The sequence below is a fragment of the Dermatobacter hominis genome (assembly GCF_020715685.1).
GTDB lineage: Bacteria > Actinomycetota > Acidimicrobiia > Acidimicrobiales > Microtrichaceae > Dermatobacter > Dermatobacter hominis.
The window spans coordinates 67,275-90,394 of the sequence record NZ_CP085840.1 but is presented as its reverse complement, the minus strand read 5'-3'; the positions used below and the strand labels follow the sequence as shown (position 1 = coordinate 90,394).

General features: G+C 74.8%; 23 protein-coding genes. 14 read left to right on the top strand and 9 right to left on the bottom strand.

Translation table 11 applies throughout. The features are described 5' to 3' along the window. Positions 1-27: 27 nt before the first annotated feature. Positions 28-699: an endonuclease III gene (gene nth, locus LH044_RS00440; RefSeq protein WP_227757826.1), complete on the bottom strand. Its 672-nt coding sequence runs from the start codon at positions 697-699 to the stop codon at positions 28-30. 24 nt (positions 700-723) lie between these two features. Here nth and mshD point away from each other — a divergent pair, with 24 nt between their 5' ends. Together mshD and rlmN are read left to right on the top strand one after the other, a co-directional pair. After that, on the top strand, positions 724-1,374 hold the full coding sequence (gene mshD, locus LH044_RS00435; protein ID WP_227757825.1) for a mycothiol synthase: 651 nt from the start codon (positions 724-726) through the stop codon (positions 1,372-1,374). Continuing rightward, positions 1,374-2,429 carry a dual-specificity RNA methyltransferase RlmN gene (gene rlmN, locus LH044_RS00430; protein ID WP_227757824.1) on the top strand — a complete coding sequence of 352 codons (1,056 nt, stop codon included), beginning with the start codon at positions 1,374-1,376 and terminating at the stop codon, positions 2,427-2,429. Before mshD ends, rlmN begins: the two co-directional genes overlap by 1 nt. Before the next feature lie 67 nt (positions 2,430-2,496). Here rlmN and LH044_RS00425 read toward each other — a convergent pair whose 3' ends face one another. Then, complete coding sequence (locus LH044_RS00425) at positions 2,497-3,306, bottom strand: nucleotidyltransferase family protein (protein ID WP_227757823.1); 810 nt, start codon at positions 3,304-3,306, stop codon at positions 2,497-2,499. On the opposite strand from LH044_RS00425, the gene LH044_RS00420 reads away from it, so the two are divergent. Next, the gene (locus LH044_RS00420; RefSeq protein ID WP_227757822.1) at positions 3,305-3,721 is read left to right on the top strand and encodes a hypothetical protein; all 417 of its coding nucleotides are present in this window, start codon (positions 3,305-3,307) and stop codon (positions 3,719-3,721) included. The genes LH044_RS00425 and LH044_RS00420 overlap by 2 nt on opposite strands. Before the next feature lie 75 nt (positions 3,722-3,796). Further along, complete coding sequence (locus LH044_RS00415) at positions 3,797-4,258, top strand: MaoC family dehydratase (RefSeq protein WP_227757821.1); 462 nt, start codon at positions 3,797-3,799, stop codon at positions 4,256-4,258. A 50-nt stretch (positions 4,259-4,308) separates the two neighbouring features. Here the strand turns inward: LH044_RS00415 and LH044_RS00410 are convergent, their stop codons facing one another. Next, positions 4,309-5,265 (bottom strand): LLM class F420-dependent oxidoreductase, encoded by a 957-nt coding sequence (locus LH044_RS00410; RefSeq protein ID WP_227757820.1) that lies wholly within the window; start codon positions 5,263-5,265, stop codon positions 4,309-4,311. Positions 5,266-5,334: 69 nt separating this feature from the next. Here LH044_RS00410 and LH044_RS00405 point away from each other — a divergent pair, with 69 nt between their 5' ends. From LH044_RS00405 to LH044_RS00385, 5 genes are all read left to right on the top strand, one after another. Beyond that, positions 5,335-6,918: an alpha/beta hydrolase gene (locus LH044_RS00405; protein WP_227757819.1), complete on the top strand. Its 1,584-nt coding sequence runs from the start codon at positions 5,335-5,337 to the stop codon at positions 6,916-6,918. Between the two features lie 88 nt (positions 6,919-7,006). Further along, positions 7,007-8,764 (top strand): acyl-CoA synthetase, encoded by a 1,758-nt coding sequence (locus LH044_RS00400; RefSeq protein WP_227757818.1) that lies wholly within the window; start codon positions 7,007-7,009, stop codon positions 8,762-8,764. Then, positions 8,761-9,384: an HAD family hydrolase gene (locus LH044_RS00395; protein ID WP_227757817.1), complete on the top strand. Its 624-nt coding sequence runs from the start codon at positions 8,761-8,763 to the stop codon at positions 9,382-9,384. The genes LH044_RS00400 and LH044_RS00395 overlap by 4 nt, the downstream gene beginning before the upstream one ends. Before the next feature lie 10 nt (positions 9,385-9,394). After that, on the top strand, positions 9,395-10,147 hold the full coding sequence (locus LH044_RS00390) for a ubiquinone/menaquinone biosynthesis methyltransferase (protein WP_227757816.1): 753 nt from the start codon (positions 9,395-9,397) through the stop codon (positions 10,145-10,147). Then, positions 10,147-11,352, top strand: a complete 1,206-nt coding sequence (locus LH044_RS00385; protein WP_227757815.1) for an isochorismate synthase — start codon at positions 10,147-10,149, stop codon at positions 11,350-11,352. The genes LH044_RS00390 and LH044_RS00385 overlap by 1 nt, the downstream gene beginning before the upstream one ends. Positions 11,353-11,388: 36 nt before the next feature. Here the strand turns inward: LH044_RS00385 and LH044_RS00380 are convergent, their stop codons facing one another. Both LH044_RS00380 and menD read right to left on the bottom strand, forming a co-directional pair. Beyond that, on the bottom strand, positions 11,389-12,429 hold the full coding sequence (locus LH044_RS00380) for an alpha/beta fold hydrolase (protein WP_227757814.1): 1,041 nt from the start codon (positions 12,427-12,429) through the stop codon (positions 11,389-11,391). Next, a complete protein-coding gene (gene menD / locus LH044_RS00375; RefSeq protein ID WP_227757813.1) occupies positions 12,429-14,300 on the bottom strand; it encodes a 2-succinyl-5-enolpyruvyl-6-hydroxy-3-cyclohexene-1-carboxylic-acid synthase in 1,872 nt (623 codons plus the stop codon). The genes LH044_RS00380 and menD overlap by 1 nt, the downstream gene beginning before the upstream one ends. A gap of 95 nt (positions 14,301-14,395) precedes the next feature. Between menD and LH044_RS00370 the strand changes: the two genes are divergently transcribed. Beyond that, positions 14,396-15,205: an alpha/beta fold hydrolase gene (locus tag LH044_RS00370; protein ID WP_227757812.1), complete on the top strand. Its 810-nt coding sequence runs from the start codon at positions 14,396-14,398 to the stop codon at positions 15,203-15,205. Positions 15,206-15,242: 37 nt separating this feature from the next. Here LH044_RS00370 and LH044_RS00365 read toward each other — a convergent pair whose 3' ends face one another. The 3 genes from LH044_RS00365 to LH044_RS00355 are packed head-to-tail and all read right to left on the bottom strand — an operon-like array spanning position 15,243 to position 17,995. Next, positions 15,243-16,316 carry a 1,4-dihydroxy-2-naphthoate polyprenyltransferase gene (locus LH044_RS00365; RefSeq protein WP_227757811.1) on the bottom strand — a complete coding sequence of 358 codons (1,074 nt, stop codon included), beginning with the start codon at positions 16,314-16,316 and terminating at the stop codon, positions 15,243-15,245. A 12-nt stretch (positions 16,317-16,328) separates the two neighbouring features. Beyond that, positions 16,329-16,850 carry a hypothetical protein gene (locus tag LH044_RS00360; RefSeq protein ID WP_227757810.1) on the bottom strand — a complete coding sequence of 174 codons (522 nt, stop codon included), beginning with the start codon at positions 16,848-16,850 and terminating at the stop codon, positions 16,329-16,331. After that, the gene (locus LH044_RS00355; RefSeq protein ID WP_227757809.1) at positions 16,847-17,995 is read right to left on the bottom strand and encodes a potassium channel family protein; all 1,149 of its coding nucleotides are present in this window, start codon (positions 17,993-17,995) and stop codon (positions 16,847-16,849) included. The genes LH044_RS00360 and LH044_RS00355 overlap by 4 nt, the downstream gene beginning before the upstream one ends. Before the next feature lie 118 nt (positions 17,996-18,113). On the opposite strand from LH044_RS00355, the gene LH044_RS00350 reads away from it, so the two are divergent. The 3 genes from LH044_RS00350 to LH044_RS00340 all read left to right on the top strand — a co-directional run bounded on the left by LH044_RS00350 (position 18,114) and on the right by LH044_RS00340 (position 21,137). Beyond that, complete coding sequence (locus tag LH044_RS00350; protein ID WP_227757808.1) at positions 18,114-19,337, top strand: class I adenylate-forming enzyme family protein; 1,224 nt, start codon at positions 18,114-18,116, stop codon at positions 19,335-19,337. Further along, positions 19,337-20,218 (top strand): VOC family protein, encoded by an 882-nt coding sequence (locus LH044_RS00345; RefSeq protein ID WP_227757807.1) that lies wholly within the window; start codon positions 19,337-19,339, stop codon positions 20,216-20,218. Before LH044_RS00350 ends, LH044_RS00345 begins: the two co-directional genes overlap by 1 nt. A gap of 121 nt (positions 20,219-20,339) precedes the next feature. Then, entirely contained in the window at positions 20,340-21,137 is a 798-nt protein-coding gene (locus LH044_RS00340) for a GNAT family N-acetyltransferase (RefSeq protein WP_227757806.1), read from the top strand. A 37-nt stretch (positions 21,138-21,174) separates the two neighbouring features. Here LH044_RS00340 and LH044_RS00335 read toward each other — a convergent pair whose 3' ends face one another. Next, on the bottom strand, positions 21,175-21,924 hold the full coding sequence (locus LH044_RS00335; RefSeq protein WP_227757805.1) for an SDR family oxidoreductase: 750 nt from the start codon (positions 21,922-21,924) through the stop codon (positions 21,175-21,177). Between the two features lie 144 nt (positions 21,925-22,068). On the opposite strand from LH044_RS00335, the gene LH044_RS00330 reads away from it, so the two are divergent. Further along, positions 22,069-23,094, top strand: coding sequence for a GlxA family transcriptional regulator (locus tag LH044_RS00330; RefSeq protein WP_227757804.1), 1,026 nt, complete (start codon positions 22,069-22,071; stop codon positions 23,092-23,094). The last annotated feature ends 26 nt before the right edge of the window (positions 23,095-23,120 follow it).

Here is a 23,120-nt window from a genome sequence, read left to right as displayed (position 1 = left end):
GCTGCGGCGCCGGACGGCGCGCCCGGGTCAGGCCGGTGCGAGGAGGTGCGCCGAGGGGCAGAAGTCCGCGAGGACGCAGGCGTCGCAGCGTGGCGCCCTGGCCACGCAGACGCGCCGACCGTGCAGGATCAGGCGCAGGCTGAACGCGCCGCGCTCCCGTGCCGGCACCATCGGGTTGAGCACCATCTCGACCTTGACCGCGTCCTTGGCCTCGGTGTCGGAGAGCTCGTCGGTCAGACCGAGGCGGCGGCTCACCCGGAGCACGTGCGTGTCGACCACCAGACCGGGCAGGTCCAGGGCCACGCTGCGGATCAGGTTCGCCGTCTTGCGACCGACGCCGGGGATCGACACGAGGTCGGCCATCCTCCCGGGCACCTCGCCGTCGAACCGGTCGACCAGCGCCGTCGCCATCCCGATCAGGCTGCGGGCCTTGGCCCGGAAGAAGCCGGTCGAGTGGATGAACTGCTCGAGCTCGGCGGGATCCGCGTGCGCCAGGTCCTGCGGTGTCGGGTAGCGGGCGAACAGCGTCGGCGTCACGAGGTTGACCCGGGCGTCGGTGCTCTGGGCCGACAGGATCGTGGCGGCGAGCAGCTCGAAGGCGTTGCGGTGGTCGAGCTCGCAGAGGGCGTCGGGGTACTCGAGGGCGAGCCGCTCGTTCGTGACCCGCGCCCGGCCGCTGGGTGTACGGGGCCGGGCCATCGGCGCAGGGTAGCTTCCGATCCCATGGCCCCCGACGAGGCGCTCCCCTCCCCCGGTGACGGCACGGCCGCCGCCGGGACGGCCGCGCCGGTGCGCCCGGAGCCCGAGTGGATCTCGCCGGTGACCGCCGAGGTCGACGCCGACATGCGGGCCGAGGGGCGGACGCTCGTCCGCCTGCTCCACCAGATGCGCTGCGACCTCCCGCTCTCCGCCGCCGTCGTCGACGCCACCACGCCGATCGACGTCCGGCCGTTCCGCGCCGGGGACGAGGACGGGTGGCTCGGGGTCAACAACCGAGCGTTCCGGTGGCACCCCGACCAGGGCGGCTGGGACCGCGACCGCCTCGCGGCCCGGTTGGCCGAACCCTGGGTCCGCCTCGACGGGTTCCTCGTCCACGAGGGCCCCGAGGGCATGGACGGGTTCTGCTGGACGCGGGAGCACCCGGCGTCGGGCGACGACCCGGCGATGGGCGAGATCTTCGTGATCGCCGCCGACCCGTCGACGGCCGGCCGGGGGCTCGGCCGGTCGCTCACCGTCGCCGGGCTGGCCCACCTCGCCGGACGGGGACTGCACGTCGGCATGCTCTACGTCGAAGCCACCAACACACCGGCGCTGCGCCTGTACGAGCGGCTCGGCTTCGTCGTCCACCACTCCGACGCGGCGTACACCCGCTGATGGCCGCCGGGTCGCAGCGCACCCGCTACGACGTCGGCCGGGCGGAGCTCGACGAGCTGCTCGCCGGCGAGCCGTCGTACCGCGTCGACCAGATCTGGGACGGCCTCTACCGCCAGGGCAAGGACCCGTCCGAGCTCAGCAACGTGCCGAAGGCGCTGCGCGCCCGGCTCGAGTCCGACCTGCCGACCGCGCTGACCGAGGTCACCCGCGTCACCACCGACGACGGCGGCACCGTGAAGCTCCTCTGGGAGCTCGAGGGCGGCTCGCGCATCGAGACCGTCCTCATGCACTACGACGACCGCACGACCGTGTGCGTGTCCACCCAGGCCGGGTGCGCCATGGCCTGCGGCTTCTGCGCGACCGGGCAGGCCGGCTTCGAGCGCCAGCTCGGCGTCGGCGAGATCGTCGAGCAGGTCGTCGAGGCTCGGCGCGAGGCCGGCGACCGTCGCGTGTCGAACGTCGTCTTCATGGGCATGGGCGAACCGCTCGCCAACTACGACCGGACGTGGGCGGCCGTGCACCGGCTGCACGACGACATCGGGATCGGGGCCCGCCACCTCACGCTGTCGACCGTCGGGCTCGTGCCGGGCATCCGCCGGCTCGCGGTGGCCGACCTGCCGGTGAACCTCGCGGTGTCGCTGCACGCGGCCGACGACGAGCTGCGCGACGAGCTCGTCCCCATCAACCGGCGCTACCCGCTCGACCAGCTGGTGGAGGCGTGCCGGGACTACGTCGACCGGACCCGTCGGCGGCTCAGCTTCGAGTGGGCGATGATCTCCGGCGTCAACGACCGGTTCGAGGACGCGGCCCGCCTCGCCGGCATCGCCAACGACCTGCGGGCGCACGTGAACCTGATCCCGCTGAACTCGACGCCCGGGTACGCGGTGCAGGGCTCGTCGCGCAACCGGGTCCACGCGTTCGCCGAGGACCTGCGGCGACGGGGGGTCAACGTGACGCTGCGCGACACCCGTGGCTCCGACATCGACGCCGCGTGCGGACAGCTGCGCGCCGGCCACGAGGCGCAGCCGATCGCGCCACCCCGCCGCCGCTCCTGACGCCACCGTCGACCGGCCGTCGGGTTTCTGTGGTCCGGATCGCGACAAGGGTTGTCGCTGTGCACCCCTATATCTCGGCGGGGCGGACGAGCACGGTGTGGTGGGCGTCGGCACGGATCGCGTCGACCAGGTGCTCGTCGGGGCCGACGACGGCGCCGGGCCACACGACCGACCGCTCGACGGTGCCCCGCACCACCGCGCCCTGGCCGATCACCGGTCGGCCGCCGCTCAGCCAGAGGTTGGCCGCCAGGTACTGCTCCGGCGTGCCGCAGTCGACGACCGGTCCCGTCGCCGCCACCGCGTCCAGCGCGCCGGCCTCGAGCTGCGGTCGCCACAGCACCTCCCACAGCCCCGACGGCTCGGCCGACAGCTCCCGGACGAGGTCCCACGGCGCGATCGAGGCGACGATCCCGCTCCTCGGGCCGAACGGCTCGTCCGGCGCGCCCGGCGGTGGGGTCGCCAGCACCCGCACTCGCCGACCGTCCCAGCCGGCGACGAACGCCCGCAGGTCCTCGGCGTGGACGGTGTCGGCGTTGACGACGAGCGCGCTGCGCCCGTCGAGGAAGTCGACGAGCGCCGCCAGCGCGCCGGCGGTGCCGAGGGCCTCGGGCTCCTCCTCCGACACGTGCACGTCGTGGCGGTCGGCGAGGTGGGCCAGCATCGCGTCGCGCCCGTGGTGGACGTTCACCGCGACCGGCGTCCCGGTCACGGCGCCCACCTGCGCGACCGCACGGTCGAGCAGCGTGGTCGCGCCCATCGGGCACAACGGCTTCGGGCGGAGGTCGGTCAGCGGTCGGAGCCGCCGTCCTTCGCCGGCGCTCAGGACGACGCCGGCCAGCACCACACCGCGCGCCCGCTCCGCCAGACTGTCAGCCATGCCGGCCCTCTCCGAACGTCGTTGGTACAACCCCCGACTGCCCCAGACCCTCGTCGTCAGCCAGTGGCTCCTCTACTTCGACGCCTTCTGGGCGCTGCTCGCGGTGCTGACCGGCGGCATCCTCGGCTCGGTCCTCGGCGCCGTGCTGCTGCTCGGCAGCCTCGCCGCCTGCGTGTACGGGGCCTACGGCATCGCGAACGAGCTCAAGCTCGGCTACCAGGTCGCCCTCCTCGCCGCGTTCCTGCCGTTCATCATCCGGATCATCGCCGTCATCCAGGCCGGCGTGCCGATCGCCGACCACATCGGGTTCATCCTGGTGCCGGGCGGGATCATCAACGCGATCTTCGTGTACGCCCTGGTCGCGCTGCTGCTCCACCAGCAGTCGCGCGAGTACCAGCGCGTCTGGTTCCGCTGAGGCCCACCGGGCTGGCCCTCCCGTGCCCTCCGGCCGGGCTGGCCGGTCCCCGGCGAGCGCTGACAAGATGCCGTCATGGCCACCACCGTCAACGGCATCGCAGGACTCAAGGAGCTGGTGGGGACCCACCTCGGCTACTCCGACTGGCTCGAGATCACCCAGGAGCGCGTCAACACCTTCGCCGACGCCACCGGTGACCACCAGTGGATCCACGTCGACGTGGAGCGGGCCACGGCCGAGTCGCCCTTCGGCGGTCCGATCGCCCACGGCTACCTGACCCTGTCGCTCGGCCCGGTGCTGTTCCCCCAGATCATGCGGGTCGACGGCGTCAAGATGGGCGTGAACTACGGCTGCGGCAAGGTCCGCTTCCCGTCGCCCGTCCCGGTCGGCTCGAAGCTGCGCCTCGGCGCCACCCTCGACGGCGTCGAGGACCTCGGCGGCGGCTGGTCGCAGATCTCGATGACCTTCACCTTCGAGGTCGAGGGCGCCGAGAAGCCGGCCTGCGTCTCGGAGATCATCTTCCGCTACGCGGAGTGAGCGGGCGCCGGTCGCACCGACGCCGTGCGGACCCGGACCCCAGCGGCTGATCAGGACCGAAGCTCCGGGATGACGCGCGTCCCCAGGAGGCGCAGCGTGGTGTCGTCGGGGTAGTCCGAGCACCAGGGCACCAGCCCGCCGCAGCCGAGCGCCTGGTACTCGGCGATGCGCTCGCACACCTGCTCGGGCGTGCCGACCAGGTTGCCGGCGCGCCACGACTCGAACGGCTCACCCCAGAAGCTCCGGCTGCCGCCCTCGACGATCTCCTGCTCGGTCTCCCGGATGTGGATCTCGGGCGACCACGTCATCGTGATCTCGTCGGGATCGCGGCCCACGTCGGCGCAGTGGGCGCGCAGCACGTCGCGCTTGTGCGCCCACTCCTCGGGCGAGCCGCCGAAGTTCGAGCGGTCGGCGTGGCGGGCCACCACCCGGAGGGTCAGCTGCTCGCCGCCGCCGCCGATCCAGATCGGCGGGTGGGGGTCCTGCACGGGCTTCGGGTCGCACTGCGCGCCCGCGACGTTGACGAAGCGGCCCTCGTAGGTCGCGTCGGGCTCGGACCACATGAGCTTGACCACCTCGACGGTCTCCCGGAGGTAGCGGATCCGGTCCGCGGCGGGCGGGAACTCGTAGCCGTAGGACCGGAACTCCTGGTCGTACCAACCGGCGCCGATGCCGAAGTCGAGCCGGCCGCCGGAGATGACGTCGACGGTCGAGGTGATCTTGGCGACCAGCGCCGGGTTCCGGTACGCCGCGCAGCTGACCATCTGGCCGAGGCGGATGCGCGACGTCGACGCCGCCAGCGCGGCGATCGTGGTCCAGCACTCGAACACGGTCTCGTGGGCCGGGACCGGCACGTTGTGGACGTGGTCGTAGACCCAGATCGAGTCGAGGCCGAGCTCCTCGGCGAGCTGCGCCGTGCGCACCGTGACCGCCCACTTGTCCTGGGGGTCCTCGATGCCCGCCAGCTCCATCTTCCAACCCTGCGGCGCGAACACTCCGAAGATCATCCTGAGGAGACTATGACCAGCGGTGCTGCCCGGGTCGGGTGCTCGCAGGCGCCCCCGTACAGTGAGCCGGTGCCGTCGTCCGCCCCCCGAACCGGCCGTCGCGGCGCTGCCCGTCGCGGCCGTCGGACGCTGCCGGCCGTCGCCGCGCTGGCGGTCACGCTGCTGGTCGCGGTCGGCTGCGCCGGCGACGACGGCACCGCGCTCCCCCGCATGTCGTCGGGCGACCGACCGGCCGAGACCTCCGACGTGCCGTCCACGACGACGATCCCCGACGGCCTGCCGGCGACGTGGCAGCCCGCACCGCTGGAGTGGGCGACGTGCCCGCCGTCGGACGGCCGGGACCTCTCCGCGGCGCGCTGCGCCACGCTCGCCGTGCCCCTCGACTGGGCCGACCCGGCGGGGCCGACCATCGACCTCGAGCTGGCCAGGCTGCCCGCCACCGGCGGCGCGGACGAGCGGATCGGCACGCTGCTGACCAACCCGGGCGGACCCGGCGGCTCGGGGGTGGACTTCATCGCGGCCGACCCGTTCGGCGGCTCCCTGTCGCGGCGCTTCGACCAGGTCAGCTGGGACCCCCGCGGCGTCGGCCGGTCGACGGCCGTGCGCTGCGGCAGCGACACCGCGTCGGCGTTCCTGGCCGCCGACCCCGATCCCGACACCCCGACCGAGCAGCAGGAGCTGGACCGGCTCGCGGCGGCCGTGTCGAGCGAGTGCGCGTCGAGCGACGCCGCGCTGCTCGCCCACATCGGCACCGTGGACGTCGCCCGCGACATGGAGGCGATCCGCCTCGCGCTCGGCGACGGCGCGCTCAACTACGTCGGGTTCTCGTACGGCACCCAGATCGGCCAGCACTACGCCGAGATGTTCCCGGACAGGGTGCGGGCGATGGTGCTCGACGGCGTCGTCGATCCCGCGCTCGGCTTCACCGACTTCCTCATGGGCCAGATCGACGGGTTCGACGCGTCGTTCGAGCGCTCCGTGGCCGGGTGCCGGACGAACGCCCGGCGGTGCGGCGTGGTCGACCTCGCCGCGGCCTACGACCAGGTGCGCGAGCAGGTGGAGCAGGCCCCGCTGCCGGCCGGACCGGGCCGCACGCTGGGGCCGGCCGAGCTCGCGGTGGCCGCCGTCTACACCGGCTACGCGGACGACGGCTGGAAGCGGCTCGGCCCGGCGCTCGCGGACGCGCTCGACGGCGACGGGACGGCCCTGGTCGAGCTCTCGGACCGCTACCACGACCTCGGCGGCTACGGCGCCTACGCGGGCGTCGTGTGCACCGACACCCCGCCGCCCGCGTCGTCCGCCGAGTGGCAGCGGTTCTCCGACGCGGCCCGGGCCCGCTCGCCGCGCTTCGGCGGGTCGGTCGCGAACGAGCTGCTCCCCTGCGCGACCTGGCCCGTGCGCTCCGACGCCGTGCCGGCGCCCCTCACCGCCCCGGGCGCACCGCCGATCCTCGTCATCGGCAACACCGGCGACCCGGCCACGCCGCTCGCCAACGCCGAGGCGGTGGCGAGCCACCTGGCCTCGGGCGTGCTGGTCACGGCCGACATCTCCGGCCACACGGCCTACGGCGTGGACGCGTGCGTCACCGACCTCGTCGACGCCTACCTGACCACCCTGGCGGTCCCGCCCGACGGCACCCGCTGCGGCGGCTGATCCCGACGGGGCCCGCCCGCCGGGGCCCTTTCGACGGGCGCCCCGACCCACCGTACGATCGGCGCCGGATCGACACCGGGGGGTACGAGTGGACGACCAGGCGGGGCACAGCGCCCCCACCGCGACGGAGTTCAACCTTGCGGCCGTGCACGAGGCGGTCGAGGCGGCGGTGCCCGACCGCGACTGCATCGTGGCGTATCGCGCCGACGGCTCCGTCGACCGTCGGACCTACCGCGACGTCGGCGACCGGACGCGCCGGCTCGCCGGCGCGCTGCGGGCCCGGGGCCTGGGCCGGGTCGTCGAGCGCAGCCGTCTGGACTCGCACGAGTCCGGCCAGGACCACGTCGCGCTCTACCTGCACAACTGCCCCGAGTACGTCGAGGGCATGCTCGGCGCCTACAAGGCCCGCACCGTGCCGTTCAACGTCAACTACCGCTACGTCGCGGAGGAGCTCGAGTACCTGCTGCGCGACTCGGGCGCCCGGGCGATCGTCTACCACTCGGCCTTCGCGCCGACGCTGGCCGAGGTCCGCGACCGGCTCGACGACCTCGAGGTGCTGTTCCAGGTCCCCGACGCGTCGGGCAACGACCTGCTCCCGGGCGCCGTGTGGCTCGAGGACGCGCTGGCCGAGCAGCCGACCACGCTGCCCGACGAGCTCGTGTCGTCGTGGTCGCCCGACGACCTCTACATCCTCTACACGGGCGGCACGACCGGCATGCCCAAGGGCGTCATGTGGCGCCAGGGCGACATCTTCGTGGCCGCCATGGGCGGTCGCCGCAACGCCGACCAGCAGGAGTGGTCGTCCTACGGGCAGATCGCCGAGAACGCCGCGGCCGGCGGCGCCAAGCTGCTCCCCGGTCCGCCGTTCATGCACGGCGCCGCGCACTGGGTCGCCTTCAACTTCTTCACCAACGCCAACACGATCGTGCTGCCGTCGGTGACCGATCGGCTCGACGTCGACGACCTGCTGGCGACGATCTCGGCCGAGGGCGTCAACGTGGTGCTGATCGTGGGCGACGCGTTCGGCCGGCCGCTCGTCGACGGGATCGAGGCGGCGGTCGAGGCCGGGACCCCCGACCTCAGCTCGGTGCTGGCGATCGCGTCGGGCGGGGCCGCGCTGTCGCCGGGCGTGAAGTCGCGGATGCTGGCGGCGATGCCGTCGATCATCGTGATGGACGGGCTCGGCGCGTCGGAGACCGGCCAGCAGGGCACGCAGCTCACCGCAGCCGGCCAGGAGGCGTCGACCGGGGACTTCACGCCGGGGCCGGGCATGTGCATCCTGTCCGACGACCTGTCGTCGGTGCTCGAGGCCGGCCACGACGAGATGGGCTGGCTCGGCCAGGCCGGTCGCGTGCCGCTCGGCTACCTCGGCGACGCCGACAAGACGGCCCGGACCTTCCCCGTCATCGACGGCGTCCGCTACGCCGTGCCGGGCGACCGTGCCCGCCTCACCGCCGAGGGTCGGCTCGAGCTGTTCGGGCGCGACTCGGTCACGATCAACTCGGGCGGCGAGAAGATCTTCGCCGAGGAGGTCGAGCAGGCCCTCCTCCACCACCCCGCCGTGCGCGACTGCGTCGTCGCCGGGCGCCCGTCGGACCGCTGGGGCAACGAGGTCGTCGCCGTGGTCGCGCTGGCCGACGGCGCCGAGGTGGACGACGAGGAGCTGCTCGAGGAGGCCGGGCGCCACATCGCGCGGTACAAGCTGCCGAAGGCGATCGTCCGCCGCGACGTGCTGCAGCGCTCGCCGTCGGGCAAGGCCGACTACCGCTGGGCACGCGACCAGGCGGTCGCTGGTGACGGAGACCAGGCGGTCGCCGGGTCGGTCGAGGGGGCCAACCAGGGATGAGCGCTCGCGGCGACCGGGTCGTCGTCTGGGACCTCGGCAACGTGGTCATCCCGTGGGAGCGGCGAGGTGCGCTCGCCCGCTTCATCGACGACGAGGACGAGGTCGAGCGGTTGGCCGCCGAGGTGTTCGACCTCGAGACGAACGTGCACCTCGACCGCGGCCACGCGGTCGAGGAGGTGCGGGCGATCGTCGAGGAGCGCCATCCGGGTCACGGCTGGGTGGTCGAGCGCTACGTCGAGCACTTCCGCCACTCGCTCGGCCCGCAGGACGGCGAGGTCGCGGCGCTCATCGACGAGCTGGTCGACCGCGGCGTCCGCTGCGTCGGGCTGTCGAACTGGTCCGCCGTGTCGTTCACGGGGATCGCCGACGACTTCTCGGCGGTCGGTCGGCTCGAGGGCGTGGTGATCTCCGGGGAGGAGCGGGTCTGCAAGCCCGAGCCCGAGATCTTCCGACGTTGCGAGGCGCGGTTCGGCTTCCGGCCGGAGCAGGCGCTGTTCTTCGACGACTCGCCGGCGAACGTGGCCGGCGCGAGGGCCGTGGGCTGGGACGCGGAGCTGTTCACCGGCGCCGCCGCGGCCCGGCTCGCCCTCGTCTCCCGGGGGCTGCTGCCGGGGTCGTAGCCTGCGAGCGATGGCCTCCCCCACCTCCGACGCCGGCCCCGCCCCCGATCGCGCTGCGCTCATCCCCCGGGCCGACGAGCCGCTGCCGACCGGTGCCGACAAGACGGCGTCGGTCCAGGCGCTGTTCGACACGATCGCCCCCCGCTACGACCTGGTGAACCGGATCATGACGTTCCGGATGGATGTGGGCTGGCGCCGCCGCACCGTCGACCTGCTCGGGCTGGCGCCCGGGGCGACGGTCGTGGACCTGGCCAGCGGGACCGGTGACCTGTCGGCCGAGATGGCGTTGCGCGGCCTCGTGCCGGTGGGCGCCGACCTCAGCTTCGGGATGCTGGCGGCTGCGCCGGTGCCGTTCTCCCGCGTGCAGGCCGACGGCGTGGCGCTGCCCTTCGCCGACGGGTCGGTCGACGGTGCCACCTGCGGGTTCGCGCTGCGCAACTTCACCGACCTCGAGGCGACGATCGCCGAGCTCGGGAGGGTGATCCGGCCCGGCGGGCGGATGGCCCTGCTCGAGGTCGCCGAACCGCCCAACCCGATCATGCGCTGGGGCCACGGCATCTACTTCGGCAAGGTCGTGCCGGTCATCGGCGGGCTGCTGTCGGACGGGCAGGCGTACTCGTACCTGCCCCGCTCGGTGGCCTACCTGCCCGAGCCGCCCGAGCTCGTCTCGATGGTCGAGCGCTGCGGGTTCCGCGACGTCGACCGGTCGCTCCTGTCGGGCGGGATCGCGCAGCTGATCACCGCGACCCGGGTGCTGGGCTGATGCCGACCGCCCGTACCGAACCGGGCGATCCGGTCGACGAGCTGCCGCCGCCGGGCGTGGCCGCTGTCGCGTTCTCGTCGCCCCGTCGCAGCCTCTGGGGCACCGGCGAGGCGCTCCGGATCGAGGTGCCGGCGCCGTGGCCGGACCACGTCGGCGTGGTCGCCAAGGCGCTCGAGGCCATCGCGCACGAGGGTCCGCAGGCGCCCGGTCGAGGTCCGGTCGCGTTCGGCGCGCTCCCCTACGACCGCCGGTCCGCCGCGACGCTCGTCGTCCCGGCGTTCCTCCACGGCCGCACGTCCGACGGCGACCGCTGGACCACGCGGATCGAGGGCCCCGGCATCCCGACCCACGAGCTGATCGGCGACGACGTGGCGCCGCACCGCCAGCCCGGGACCGTCGTCGTCGAGGGCGGGCGCGTCGGGCAGTGGGTGCACGGCGTCGTCCGCGCCGTCCAGCACATCCGGCAGGGCGCGCTCACCAAGGTCGTGCTGGCCCGGGAGATCACGGTGACCGGCGACGGGCCGTTCGACGCGCCGACGCTGCTGCGGCGGATGCGCAGGGCCGCGCCGGCGTCGTTCGCCTACTCGGTCGACGGCTTCGTGGGCGCCACGCCCGAGCTGCTCGTGTCGCGCATCGGCGACGTCGTGCGCGCGCACCCCATGGCCGGGACCCTGCCGCGCACCGGTGACCCCGACGCGGACGCCCGCCGGGCGGGCGAGCTGCTCGGCAGCCACAAGAACCGGGTCGAGCACCAGATCACCATCGACATGGTCCACGACACGCTGCTGCCCTGGTGCTCGTACCTCGACGCCGAGCCCGAGCCGTCGATCGTCGCCGCCGGGCCGGTCCAGCACCTCGCCTCGCTGGTCGAGGGCCGGCTGTCGCAGCCCGAGCCGTCGGTGCTCGAGCTCGTCGCCGCGCTCCACCCGACGCCGGCCGTCGGCGGCTGGCCCCGGGCCGAGGCGCTCGCGCTGCAGGCCGAGCTCGAGGGCGTCGACCGGGGCCGCTACGCCGGACCGGTCGGGTGGGTCGACGCAGCGGGCAACGGCGTGTTCGGCGTCGGCATCCGCGGCGTCCAGCTCGACGGGGCCGAGGCGCGGCTCTTCGCCGGCGTCGGCGTGGTCGCCGAGTCCGACCCGGAGGCCGAGCTCGAGGAGACCCGGGCCAAGGCCCAGGCCGTGCTCAGCGCCCTCACCCGCGTCTGAGCACGGGGCCACCCCTGACCTGGGGACGCCTCGGCGTCAGAGGTCGGCGGCCCCGACGGGGGTGCTCGTCTCGTCGGCCCACGCGTCGCGCAGGCGGTCGAGCACCGTGGTCACGTCGGCGAAGCCGGCGAAGTGGCCCTCGCCCGGGCGGACGCGCAGCTCGCCGCGGGGCAGGCGGGCCGCCTGGTGGTGCCCGTGGCTCGGCGGGACGATCGTGTCGTTCAGGCCCTGCCACACGATGACCGGCGCCTGGACCTGGTCGAGCGTGAAGCCCCAGTGGCGGCTGAACAGCGCCATGTCGTGGGCGACGGAGCGGATCTCGTGGGCCCCGAGGATGTCCTGGAGGAACATCGCGCGGAACTGCGGATCGCGGAGCACGGGCTTGTCGGCGAACCCCAGCAGCGCGACGTAGGCGTTGAACACCGGATCGGCGACGGGGGTGAGCACGTCGATGACGAAGGCGAGCACCGAGCCGACCGGCGTGCGCAGCACCTCGAACGCCGGCGCGACGAAGCGCATGACGCGGGTGTAGGACCACACGGCGTCGGGGCCCCGGGTCGGGCCCATGCCGCCGAGCAGCGTCGCCACGACGACCCGCTCGGGCATGTGGTGGGCGACGGCGAGGGTGTAGGGCCCTCCGCCGGAGAGCCCGACGACGGCGAAGCGGTCGAGCCCGAGGTCGTCGGCGAGCACCTCGATGTCGGGCGCGAAGTCGAGGATGCGCTCGTAGCGGTGGTCGGTCGACACGCCGGTGCCGGGTCGCTCGACGGTGATGATCCGGAAGCCCCGCTGCAGGGCGGCCTGGTGGATGCTGGGCGGCACCTGGGTGCGGGCGCCGGGCGTGCCGTGGAACCACAGGACCGGGTCGCCGTCGGGGTGGCCGAACTCGGCCCAGCCGAGCACGCGGTCCTCGCCGACCACGCTCTGGCCGACGCGACGCGGGATCGGCGCCCCCTCGCGCTTGATCGCCTCCACGATCTCGACGATCGGCGGCCCGTCGAACTCGACGGCACCGGTCGCGTCGACGACTGCGTCGTCGGGGTGCTCGCCGCCCGGCTTCCCTCCCGAGGTGCTCATCAGGACTCGACGTTACCGCTGCCGTCCGCCCGTTCCACCTGGGCGGGGCCCTCGTCCGCCGTCCCGGCGGCGCGGGCGAGGGCGGCGGCCACGGCGTCCTGGAGGCGCCGGTGCACGGCCACGTTCTCGGTCCGGTCGGACCGCACGGCGATCACCCGGGGACCGCCCCGCATGGCGGCGCCGCTCAGCGCGGCCTGGAGGCCGGCCCGGCTCGTGACCCGCTCGGCCGGCACGCCGTGCGCCTCCGCGACCGCCACCACGTCGATGCCGTGCGGCGTGCCGAAGAGCTGCTCGAACCGCTCCTCGGCCAGGCGCTCGGCCTGGGGCAGGAAGCTGAAGATGCCGCCGCCGTCGTTGTCGACGACGACGATCGCCAGGTTGACGCCCCGCCGGGCCAGCCCGATGAGGGCGCTGGAGTCGTGCAGGAAGGCGATGTCGCCGGTGAGCAGCACGGTGGGCGTCCAGGTCAGCGCCACGCCGACGGCGGTGGAGGTGACGCCGTCGATGCCGTTCGCGCCGCGGTTGGCGACGACCCGGACGTCGTCGCAGGCCGGGGCGAACCACTCGAGGTCGCGCACGGGCATCGACGAGGACGTCACGAGCACGCCGCCGGGCGGGACGGCGGCGAGCGCGTCGAGCGCCGTCGCCGGCTCGGACGCCGTGCCGCCGGCGCCGAGCACCTCGTCGAGCGCGCCCCGGGCGGTGGTCTCGGCCGCTCGCCACGCCGTGGTCCACGCCTCGGGCGCCGGGGCCGCGGTGCCGGCGCCGAGCTGGCGGCAGACCTCGGCCGGGTCGGCCGGCAGCGCACGGGCGAGCAGGTGGTCGGGGTCGGGGACGAGACCGAAGCGGTCGACGCCGACCTGGACCGCGCCCGACCGCGCCAGCCACTCGTTCAGCACCCGCGAGGCGTGCAGGCCGCCCAGGCGGAGCACGAACTCGGGCCGGTGGGCGTCGGCGAACGGGCCGTGGCGCAGCAGCAGGTCGGCGGTGGTCACGACCGACGGGTGCCCGCGCCGGCAGCCCGACGGGGCATCGGCGAGGACCGGCCACCCGAGCCGCTCGGCGAGTCCGAGCACCGCCTCGGCGTCGGGCTCGTCGACCGCGGCGCGGGCGCCGGCGACGACCATGCCGCGACGGCCCGACAGGGCGCCCACGAGCCGGCCCAGCTCCTCGTCGACGACCCCCCAGGACGCCCCGGGCGTCGGCGCGGGCAGCGGCTCGCGCGCCGGAGGGAGCGGTCCGGGCGTGCCGAGGAGCGGTTCGCGGAAGGCGAGGTCCAGGTGGACGGGCCCCGGCGTGGTGCCGAGCGTGCGGACCCAGGAGTCCCGGGCCAGGTCGCGCCACCACGCCGAGCCCTCGGCGGCGGCGGGGCCGGGCTCGCAGTACCAGCGGACGGCCGAGCCGTACAGGTCGCGCTGGTCGATCGTCTGCGGCGCGCCGACGCCCTGCAGCTCGGGCGGCCGGTCCGCCGTCACGACCAGCACCGGCACGGCCGCCTGGTGCGCCTCCACCACGGCGGGGTGGAAGTTGGCCGCGGCGGTGCCGCTGGTGCACAGGAGCACGGCGGGGCGACCGGAGGCGATGCCCAGCCCGAGGGCGGTGAAGGCGGCGGAGCGCTCGTCGTGGACGACGTGGACCCGCAGGCCGGGCTGCTCCGCGATGGCCACGGCGAGCGGGGTCGACCGCGAGCCGGGCGACACGACGGCGTCGGTCAGGCCGAGGCGGCGCCACTCGTCGACGAGCGTGGCGCAGTAGGTCGCGGCGACGTCGGCGGGATCGGCGGGCGGCGCGTCCGGGGCGGCGTCCGGAGCACCCGGCGCAGTGGGGGCACCGGCCGCGGGCGGTTCGGTCGGGAAGGCTCGTTCGGTCATGGGTCCTTGCGGGCGCCGTCGGGGCGGTGCCCGCCCACGGCCACCGGGGTGGTCGCGGGCGGACGACGGCGACGGGCCAGCCTACGGTGAGCACCGTGCCCGACCCGAATGGAACGCCCCGCTCCTCGGTCGTCATGCTCCACGGCTTCACCCAGACGGGCGGCTGCCTCGGCCCCGTCGCCGACGCGCTCGCGCCCACCCACTCGGTCCTCCGGCCCGATCTGCCGGGCCACGGCGACGCCACCCGGCTGGCCGGGAAGGACCTCTGGGCCACGGCCTCGCACCTGGCCACCGCCATCGGCCCCACGCTCGACGGCCCCTCGGTGTGGTTCGGCTACTCCTTCGGCGGCCGGGTCGCCCTGCACGTCGCCCTCGCGCATCCCGAGGTGGTGTCGGGCCTGGTGCTGGTCGGAGCGACGGCCGGCATCCGCGACGACGCCGAGCGCGCCGAGCGGGCCGCGAGGGACCGCGAGCTGGCGGACCACGTCGAGGCCGTGGGCGTCGACCGCTTCCTCGACGAGTGGCTGGCCGGCCCGCTCTTCGCCGGCCTGCCCGAGTGGGCCCGCTTCGCGGAGGAGCGGCGGCGGAACACCGCGGCCGGGCTGGCCGGCAGCCTGCGCCACGCCGGGACGGGCTCGATGGCGCCCCTGTGGGACCGCCTCGACGAGATCACCGTGCCCGTGCTGTGCCTGAGCGGCGAGCGGGACCCGAAGTTCACGGCGCTGGCCGAGGAGCTGGGGCGGGCGCTGCCCGCAGCCGAGGTCGCCGTCGTGACCGACGCGGGCCACGCCGCCCACCTCGAGCAGCCCGATGCGGTCGCCCAGGCCATGCTCCCGTTCTGCGACCGGCTGGTCCCGCTCACCGCGGCGCGCCAGCTCGACCCCGCCCCCCGCTGGTACGCCTGACCCGCTGTGCCGGCCGACCCGGGCCGGGTCCGTCGGGTCAGCCGCCGACGAGGAACCCGATCGCGACGAGCAGGCCGTAGACCATCTGGACCTTCCCCGTGTCGCCCAGCACTGCGATCAGCTGCGGGCCCTTCGCGCCGCTCAGCACGGCGACGACCGGTCGTCGGGCGAGGACCAGCGCCACGAACGCGATCGCGGCGAGCGGCCGCTCCCCCAGCCCCGCCATGAACGGCAGCAGCACGAACGGGATCACGACGAGCACCACGTAGAGGCCACGGGTGTTCCTGTCGCCGAGGCGGACGGCCAGGGTCCGCTTCCCGACCTCGGTGTCGCCGGGGATGTCGCGCAGGTTGTTCACGACCAGCAGTGCGGTGGCGAGGCAGCCCATCGCCGCGCCGGCCACGACCGGCAGCCAATCGATCTGCAACGTCTGGACGTAGTAGGAGCCGACCGTGGCGACGAGCCCGAAGAAGACGAAGACGAACACCTCGCCGAACCCGGCGTAGCCGTACGGCCGCGACCCGCCCGTGTAGAACCAACCGGCGGCGATGGCGGCGAGGCCGACGAACACGAGCCGCCAGTCGACGAACAGCACGAGCGGCAGCCCGCACAGCGCCGTGAGCCCGAAGGCGACGAGCATCGCCCGCTTGACCTCGCCCGGCGTGGCCAGCCCGTTGCCCACGAGCCGGGGCGGCCCGACCCGCGCTCCCGGGTCGTCGGTGCCCCGCTTCCCGTCGCTGTAGTCGTTCGCGTAGTTGGTCGCGATCTGGACGAACAGCGCCACGCCCAGGGCGCACAGGAACACCCACCAGGTGAGGCCCTTGGCGGAGCCGTCGAGCTCCGGTGAGAACGCGACGCCGCTGTTCGGGGCGTAGTTGTGGAGCAGTCCGCTGCGGTCCCACACGGCCCGCCCGACGGCGAGGCAACTGGTGACCCCGTCGATGCCTGTCGGGTTGGCGCACACACCGGCCGCGGCGGCGGTCCCGACGAGGACCGGGGCGACGGCGGCGGGCAGCGTCCGAGGCCGGGCGCCGAGGATCCACTTGCGCCAGTTCGTCGGCAGCGGCGGTCGAGTGGGCGGGCCGGCGGCGGGAGCGTTCGATCCAGACATGGCGCGCCGATGCTACGGGGCCGCGGGTCCGCCGCCGGGATCCTCGTCGTGGACGTCGGGCTCCCACTCGTCGTCGAGGACCAGCCGCCGTGCCTCGGGGTGGGCGCGGAACATGTCGAGCACGGCGTCCGCCGCGTGACCGCTGAACCGCGTGGCCGCCCCGATGCGCAGCCGCCGGCGGTGCGAGCGGATGCGCACGTCGATCGCGGTCACCGGGCCGCGCCGGAGCACGACGAGCGACTCGACGCGGTCCCAGTCGACAGCGAACGACGTCACGAGGTTGCGGCAGCGGAGGTCGTGCGGCCGGAGCTCGGTCCACTGGGTCAGCGCACGCCAGCCCAGCCAGCACCCGAACAGCACGGTCAGCACCGCGACGATCCAGGGCGGGACCGGGTCGTCGGGTCCCGAGCCCAGGCCGTCGCGGACCGCCCGCCACGACACGAGCCCGATGGCGACGACCGGTGCGAGGACCGAGAGGGCCCGGGCCGGCGCACCGGGACGGATCTCGATCACGCCGTGGTCGGCGGCGGTCATGTGGACCGGGCGGCGCGGCGCAGCGCCCGGGCCTGGCGGATCGGGTGGCGCGGGACCGGGTGGACCCGGTCCGACGACCACGGCGCCGGCGGCGGTTCGACGAGCGCGCACAGGGACAGCAGCACGGTGTCGTAGTTGACGCGCCAGCCGGCGAAGTCGCGCCACGCCTGGTCCCGGTCGGCCACCATCGGCAGGCCGGCCTCCGCGAGCTCGTCCCAGCACGCGTCGAACTCGGCCCGCGTGATCGAGATCGGGTCGTCGGGGGCAGGATCGGGGTCGTACGGGATGAGGAACTGGTCCGCGACCTCGCGGAGGCAGAGGAACCCGGAGCGCAGGCAGAGGGCGGCGGCGGAGCTGCGCGGGACGTCGACCGCGGCGAGGTACACCGAGCCGGAGTCGAGCAGGCACCCGGCGGCGGTGAGCCACGAGCGGTCGTCGCCCGAGCGGAAGTACACGAGGGCGGGGTACGACGTGTGGGTCTCCTCGATCGCGGCGAACCAGCCCTCCCACGCCTCCCACGTGTCGTCCAGCTTGATGAGGCCACGGATCCGCTGCATGCGGGCGAGGAAGGTGCCGACGCTGGGCGGCTCGCCGGCCCGGCTCGCCATCTGGGCCACCAGCTGCTCCCGCTGGGAGTACGCCGCGTAGATCGCCGGCAGGAACGAGATGAGGAGCCCGACCAGCCCGAGGCCGATGAAGGCCTCGACCACCTCGACGAGCCGGGCCGGCGTGGGCTCGGCGGAGATGAAGCCGAGGGTCGTCAGCGACGAGCCCGACACCTGGATCGCGTCGATCCAGTTGAGCTCGCCCATCGCCCAGTGCACCGGCGTGAAGCCGACGATCACGAGCAGCCCCCACGAACCAGCGAGCGCGACCAGCGACAGGGGTGCGTACCGGCGGAGCAGGCGCTCGCGCCGGGCCGGCGTGCAGCGCCGCAGCCACGGATCCATCACCCGCCGGACCGTGAGGAACACGATCGACGTGAGCACCGGCCGCTCGCCCCGAGGCACCACGACCGTGCGGATCGCCGAGAGCAGCACGGCGACCACCAGCCAGAGCCCGAGCAGCGCCAGCACGAGCGACGCGCCGGCCATCGCCACGTCGGCCGCCTCGGCGGCGAGGTCGACGGCGGCGAGGGGATCCATCGGGCTGCGACGCTACCGTTCGACCACGTGAGCACAGGACGGGAGCGGACCGGGGTCGGCCCCGGCGGGGACGACCGTCGTCGGCCGGGCCGGGCGCTCACCACCGCGGTCGTGGGTCGTGGCTGAGCTCGTCGCGCTCGCGCTGGGCGGCGACGGCTTCGTCGACGCCCTCCGCCGGGCCTGGGATGCGGGCGACGCGGTGCTGCCGCTCGACCCGCGGGCACCCCGGGCCCACACCGAGCGGGTGCTGTCGGCGCTGGCGCCGGGCGCGGTCGTCGAGGCCGACGGCGAGCGCCGATCGCTGCCCGAGGGGGTCCCGGTGCGGGACGGTGACGCAGTCGTGATCGCCTCGTCGGGCACGACGGGCGCGCCCAAGGGGGCGGTCCACACGCACCGGGGCGTGGCCGCCGCGGCGAGGATCACCGCCGCCGGCTGCGACGCGCACCTCGCGGCGATCGGGGCCGACGCGGGCGCGCCGGCCCGCTGGCTGGCCTGCCTGCCGCTCGCGCACGTCGGCGGGTTCTCGGTGGTGACGCGGGCGCTGCTCGGCGGCGCGGGGCTCGAGGTGCACGAGGGCGCCGACGCGGCTCGCATCGACGATGCGGCCCGCCGCGGCGCGACCCACGTGTCGCTGGTGACGACGCTGCTCCGCCGGGTGGACCCGTCGCGCTGGCGCGTGATCCTGCTCGGGGGCAGCGCCATCCCCGCCGACCGGCCGTCCCACTCGATCGCCACCTACGGCATGACCGAGACGTTCGGCGGCGTCGTCTACGACGGCGTCGCGCTCGACGACGTCGAGGTCCGCATCGGTGCGGGACCCGACCAGGGAGAGGGACCGATCGAGCTCCGCGCCCCGTCGCTGCTGCGGGCCTACCGGCACGGGCCCGACGGCGCACCGGACCCCGACGGGACCGACGCGCTGGCCGCGGACGGCTGGTACCGCACCGGCGACCTCGGCTCGCTGGGCCCCGACGACCGGCTGTCGGTCCGGGGGCGCGCCGACGACCTGATCATCTCCGGGGGGACGAACGTGTGGCCGGCGCCGGTCGAGGACCTCCTCCGCACGGACCCCGGCGTGGCCGACGTCGCCGTCGTCGGCCGCCCCGACGCCGAGTGGGGCCAGCGGGTCGTCGCGGTCGTCGTGCCCGCCGATCCGGCCGCCCCGCCGACGCTCCCGGCGCTCCGCGACCTGGTGCGTCGACACCTGCCCGTCGCGGCCGCTCCGAAGGAGCTCGAGCTGACGGACGTGCTCCCACGCACGTCGTTGGGCAAAATCGCGAGGCACCAGCTCGCCGGCACCTCCACCGACGATCAGGGCACAGGAAAGGCGGGACCCAGCTGATGCCCACCGATCGACCCCCCGAACCGAACGAGGCCTCCGGACGAGGCGGCGCGGGCGGGGCCGTCGCGGGCTCGATCAGCTTCGACCACGTCGCGATCGCGGTCCGGCGCCTGACCGACCCGTGGCCCGTCTTCGCCGACGTCCTCGGCGGCACCTACCTCGACCGCGGCATCAACCCCGGCTTCGGCTGGACGCAGCTGCGCTTCGCCAACGGCTTCATCGTCGAGGGCCTGCACCCCGAGGAGACCGACAAGGCCGACTTCCTCACCCGCTTCCTCGACCGGAGCGGGCCGGGGCCGCACCACCTCACGTTCAAGGTGGCCGACCTCGACGACGCGCTCGCCGCCGTGCGGGCCGCCGGGTTCGATCCCGTCGGCGAGGACCGCTCCGACCCGGCGTGGTCCGAGGCGTTCCTCCGCCCGAACGAGGCGCACGGCATCGTCGTCCAGCTCGCGCAGGTGGGCACCGACCCGCTGTCGCCGCCGCCCGAGCCCGAGGGCTTCCCCGAGATGACCTACGACCACCCGGTGGCGTCGCTCGGCCGCGTCGTCCACGCGGTCGCCGACATCGAGGGCGCGCTCGGCCTGTTCCGCGACCTGCTCGGCGGGCGCGTGATGTCGTCGGGTGCCGCCGTCGACGGCAACCACTGGGTCGAGCTCGGGTGGGACGGACCCGGCCGGCTCCGCCTGCTCGAGGGCGCCCACGCCGCGATCGCCGAGTGGATCGGCGACCGGCCCGGTCGCCTGCGCCATTTGTTCTTCAACTTCGACGAGCCCCGCCTGGTCCCCGGCGCCCGGGAGGTGGCGGAGAACCGCTGGGTGGTCGACGCCGACGACGTGCTCGGCACGCGGCTGGTGCTGGCGTCGAACGCCCGCCCCTGACCGCGCCGCCCGGCGTCCCCCAACCGCGCCATCGCAGCACCCGTCGCGCGCCGTCCTCCACCCGGCGCGGCGGCTCCCCCGTGCGGCAGCATGGTCGTCGTCCACCAGGGAAGGGGCGACGATGGCCGAGGAGCTGGAGACCGGCTGGGCGCCGACGACACCGCCCGGCGACAGCATCGAGTCGGACTTCCTGCGCTGCTGGGGCGAGCGCATCGCGTCCTTCGCCCGCGCCGGCGGTGTGCCGATCGTCGACGACGACACCGTGACCGTCCCGGTGTTCTCGACCAGGACGTTCTGGGGGAACCTCGGCATCGTGCGCCGGCCGGACCGCTCGGGTGAGGAGGTCGCGGACCGGCTCCGCGCCGCCCTCCCCGCCGGCGCGCCGATCGCCCTCATCTCGCCGTGGTCGGGCATCGACCTGAGCGCGGCGGGCCTCGTCGACGACGGGCACCCCCCGCTCATGATCCGACCGCCGGGCCCTGCGGCGGCGCAGCACCCGCTCCCCGACGGCATCGAGCTCGTCGAGGTGGTCGACGCCGACGGACTGGCCGAGTGGGAGCGCACGCTGATCGAGGCGTACCCGACCCCCGGCGCCGAGGTCGAACCGCCGCTGACGCTGTTCCCCGCCGGCATCCTGGGCGGCCGCACGCGGTTCTGGACGGCGTACCGGGACGGCCGCCCGGTCGGGGTCTCCGCCGGGCACGCCGGCCACGGCATCGTCGAGATCGAGTTCGTCGCGACGAGGGAGTCCGAGCGCGGGCGTGGCGTCGGCCGGGCGCTGACGTGGGCCGCCACCGAGATGGACCTGTCGGTCCCCGCCGTGCTGGTGGCGAGCGACCACGGGCGGTCGGTGTACGAGTCGCTCGGCTACCTCACCACCCGGCGCTGGACGTTCTGGGTGGGCGCCGTCCCGGACTGACCACCCGGGTCGCGGGCAGGTTCCAGCCAAGGCGGTCTCAGAGCAGCATCCCGCCGTCGACCACCAGCGTCGTGCCGGTGATCCAGCTCGAGGCGTCGCTCGCGAGGAACAGCGCGGCGTCGGCGATGTCCTCCGGCTCGCCCAGCCGGTGCAGCGGGACGTGCTGGGCGATGGCCTCCTCGTCGCGCTCCCAGAGCGCCTTGGCCATGTCGGTCTTCACGAGCCCGGGGCAGATGGCGTTCACGCGGATGCCGGGGGCGAGCTCCTTGGCGAGGGACCTCGTCAGGTGGATCAGCGCGGCCTTGGTCACGTTGTAGTGGCCGATCGACGTCTCGACGCTCAGGCCGCCGATCGACGAGATGTTGAGGACGTTGCCGCCCCGCTCCTCCATCGCCTGCCGGTAGGCCTCCTGGACCCAGACGAAGGCGCCCCGCAGGTTCACGTCGTAGGTCTTGTCGAGTCGCGGCAGGTCGATGTCGATCATCCGACCCATGTAGGGGTTCGTGGCCGCGTTGTTGACCAGGATGTCCAGGCCGCCGAGCCGCTCGACGGTGGCGCCCACGCACGCCGCAGCGGCGTCGGGGTCCCCCGCGTTGGCCGCGAACACCTCGAGCCGGGCGTCGCCGTCGGGGCGGATCGACCGCCGCGCCTCGACCAGCGCGTCCTCCTTGCGGGACGACAGCATCACCGAGGCCCCGGCCTCGGCGAACCGGGCGGCGATCGCCTTCCCGATCCCCCTCGAAGCGCCCGTCACCAGTGCCACCTTGCCGTCGAGCCGGATGTCCATGGGCGGGACCGTACCCCGACGGCTCGCCGGCCCGACCGGCTCCCGAGGCGCGCCCTGGCAGGCGCGCCGTGGCAGGAGACCCGTGGCAGGAAAGCGCAGATCGTTGTCCTTGCCGCCAGCGCCCGTCGCGCCGACGATGGAGCCATGGCCGTACGGGAGACACCGCAGCGCACCGTGGTCCACGTCGTCGTCGACCGCCTCCACCTGCTCGACCTCGCCGGACCCGTCGAGGTGTTCCGGACCGCCAACCTGCTGGGCGCCTCGCCGCGGTACCGGAACGTCGTGGTGAGCCCCGACGGTGCGGCGGTCCGCTCCGACAGCGCCGTGACGGTGCTGCCCGATGCGTCGTTCGCCGACGTGCTCGACGCCCCCGAGGCAGCCCGGGCCGCCGCCCAGGAGGCAGGCAGGGCCGCCGACCTCCACACGCTCGTGGTGGTCGGCGGGCTCGGCGTGCGGGACCGACTCGGCGACGAGGCGGTGCGCGACGGGCTCGTGGCCCTCGCCGACCGGGCGCAGCGGGTGACCTCGGTGTGCACCGGCGCCCTGCTGCTCGCCGATGCGGGGCTGCTCCGGGATCGGCGCGCCACCACCCACTGGGCCTCGGTGGACGAGCTCGCCGAGCTCTCCCCCACCACCGTCGTCGAGGAGGACCCGATCTACGTCCGCGACGGCGACGTCTGGACCTCCGCCGGGGTCACCTCCGGCATCGACCTGGCCCTCGCGCTCGTCGAGGAGGACCACGGCATCGACCTCGCCCACCAGGTGGCGGCCTGGCTCGTCGTGTTCGCCCAGCGGCCGGGCGGCCAGTCGCAGTTCAGCGCCCGGACGACGGCCCGGCCGGCCCGGCGTCGCGAGCTGCGGGACCTCCAGCACTGGATGGCCGACCACCTCGCGGACGACCTGTCGGTGCCGGCCCTGGCCGACCGCGCCGGCATGAGCGAGCGCACCTTCGCCCGGGCCTTCCGAGACGAGACCGGCACGACCCCGGCCGCCTACGTCGAGTCGCTCCGCCTCGAGGCCGCCCGCCGGCTCCTCGAGACGACGGACCTCACGGTCGCCGGCGTGGCCCGCGAGGTGGGGCTGCGCAGCCCCGAGCGGCTCCACCGCGCCGTGCGCCGCCACCTCGGCACCACGCCCGACCGCTACCGCCAGCACTTCGCCCGCAGCTGACCGTCCCGATCACCCGACCCGACCAG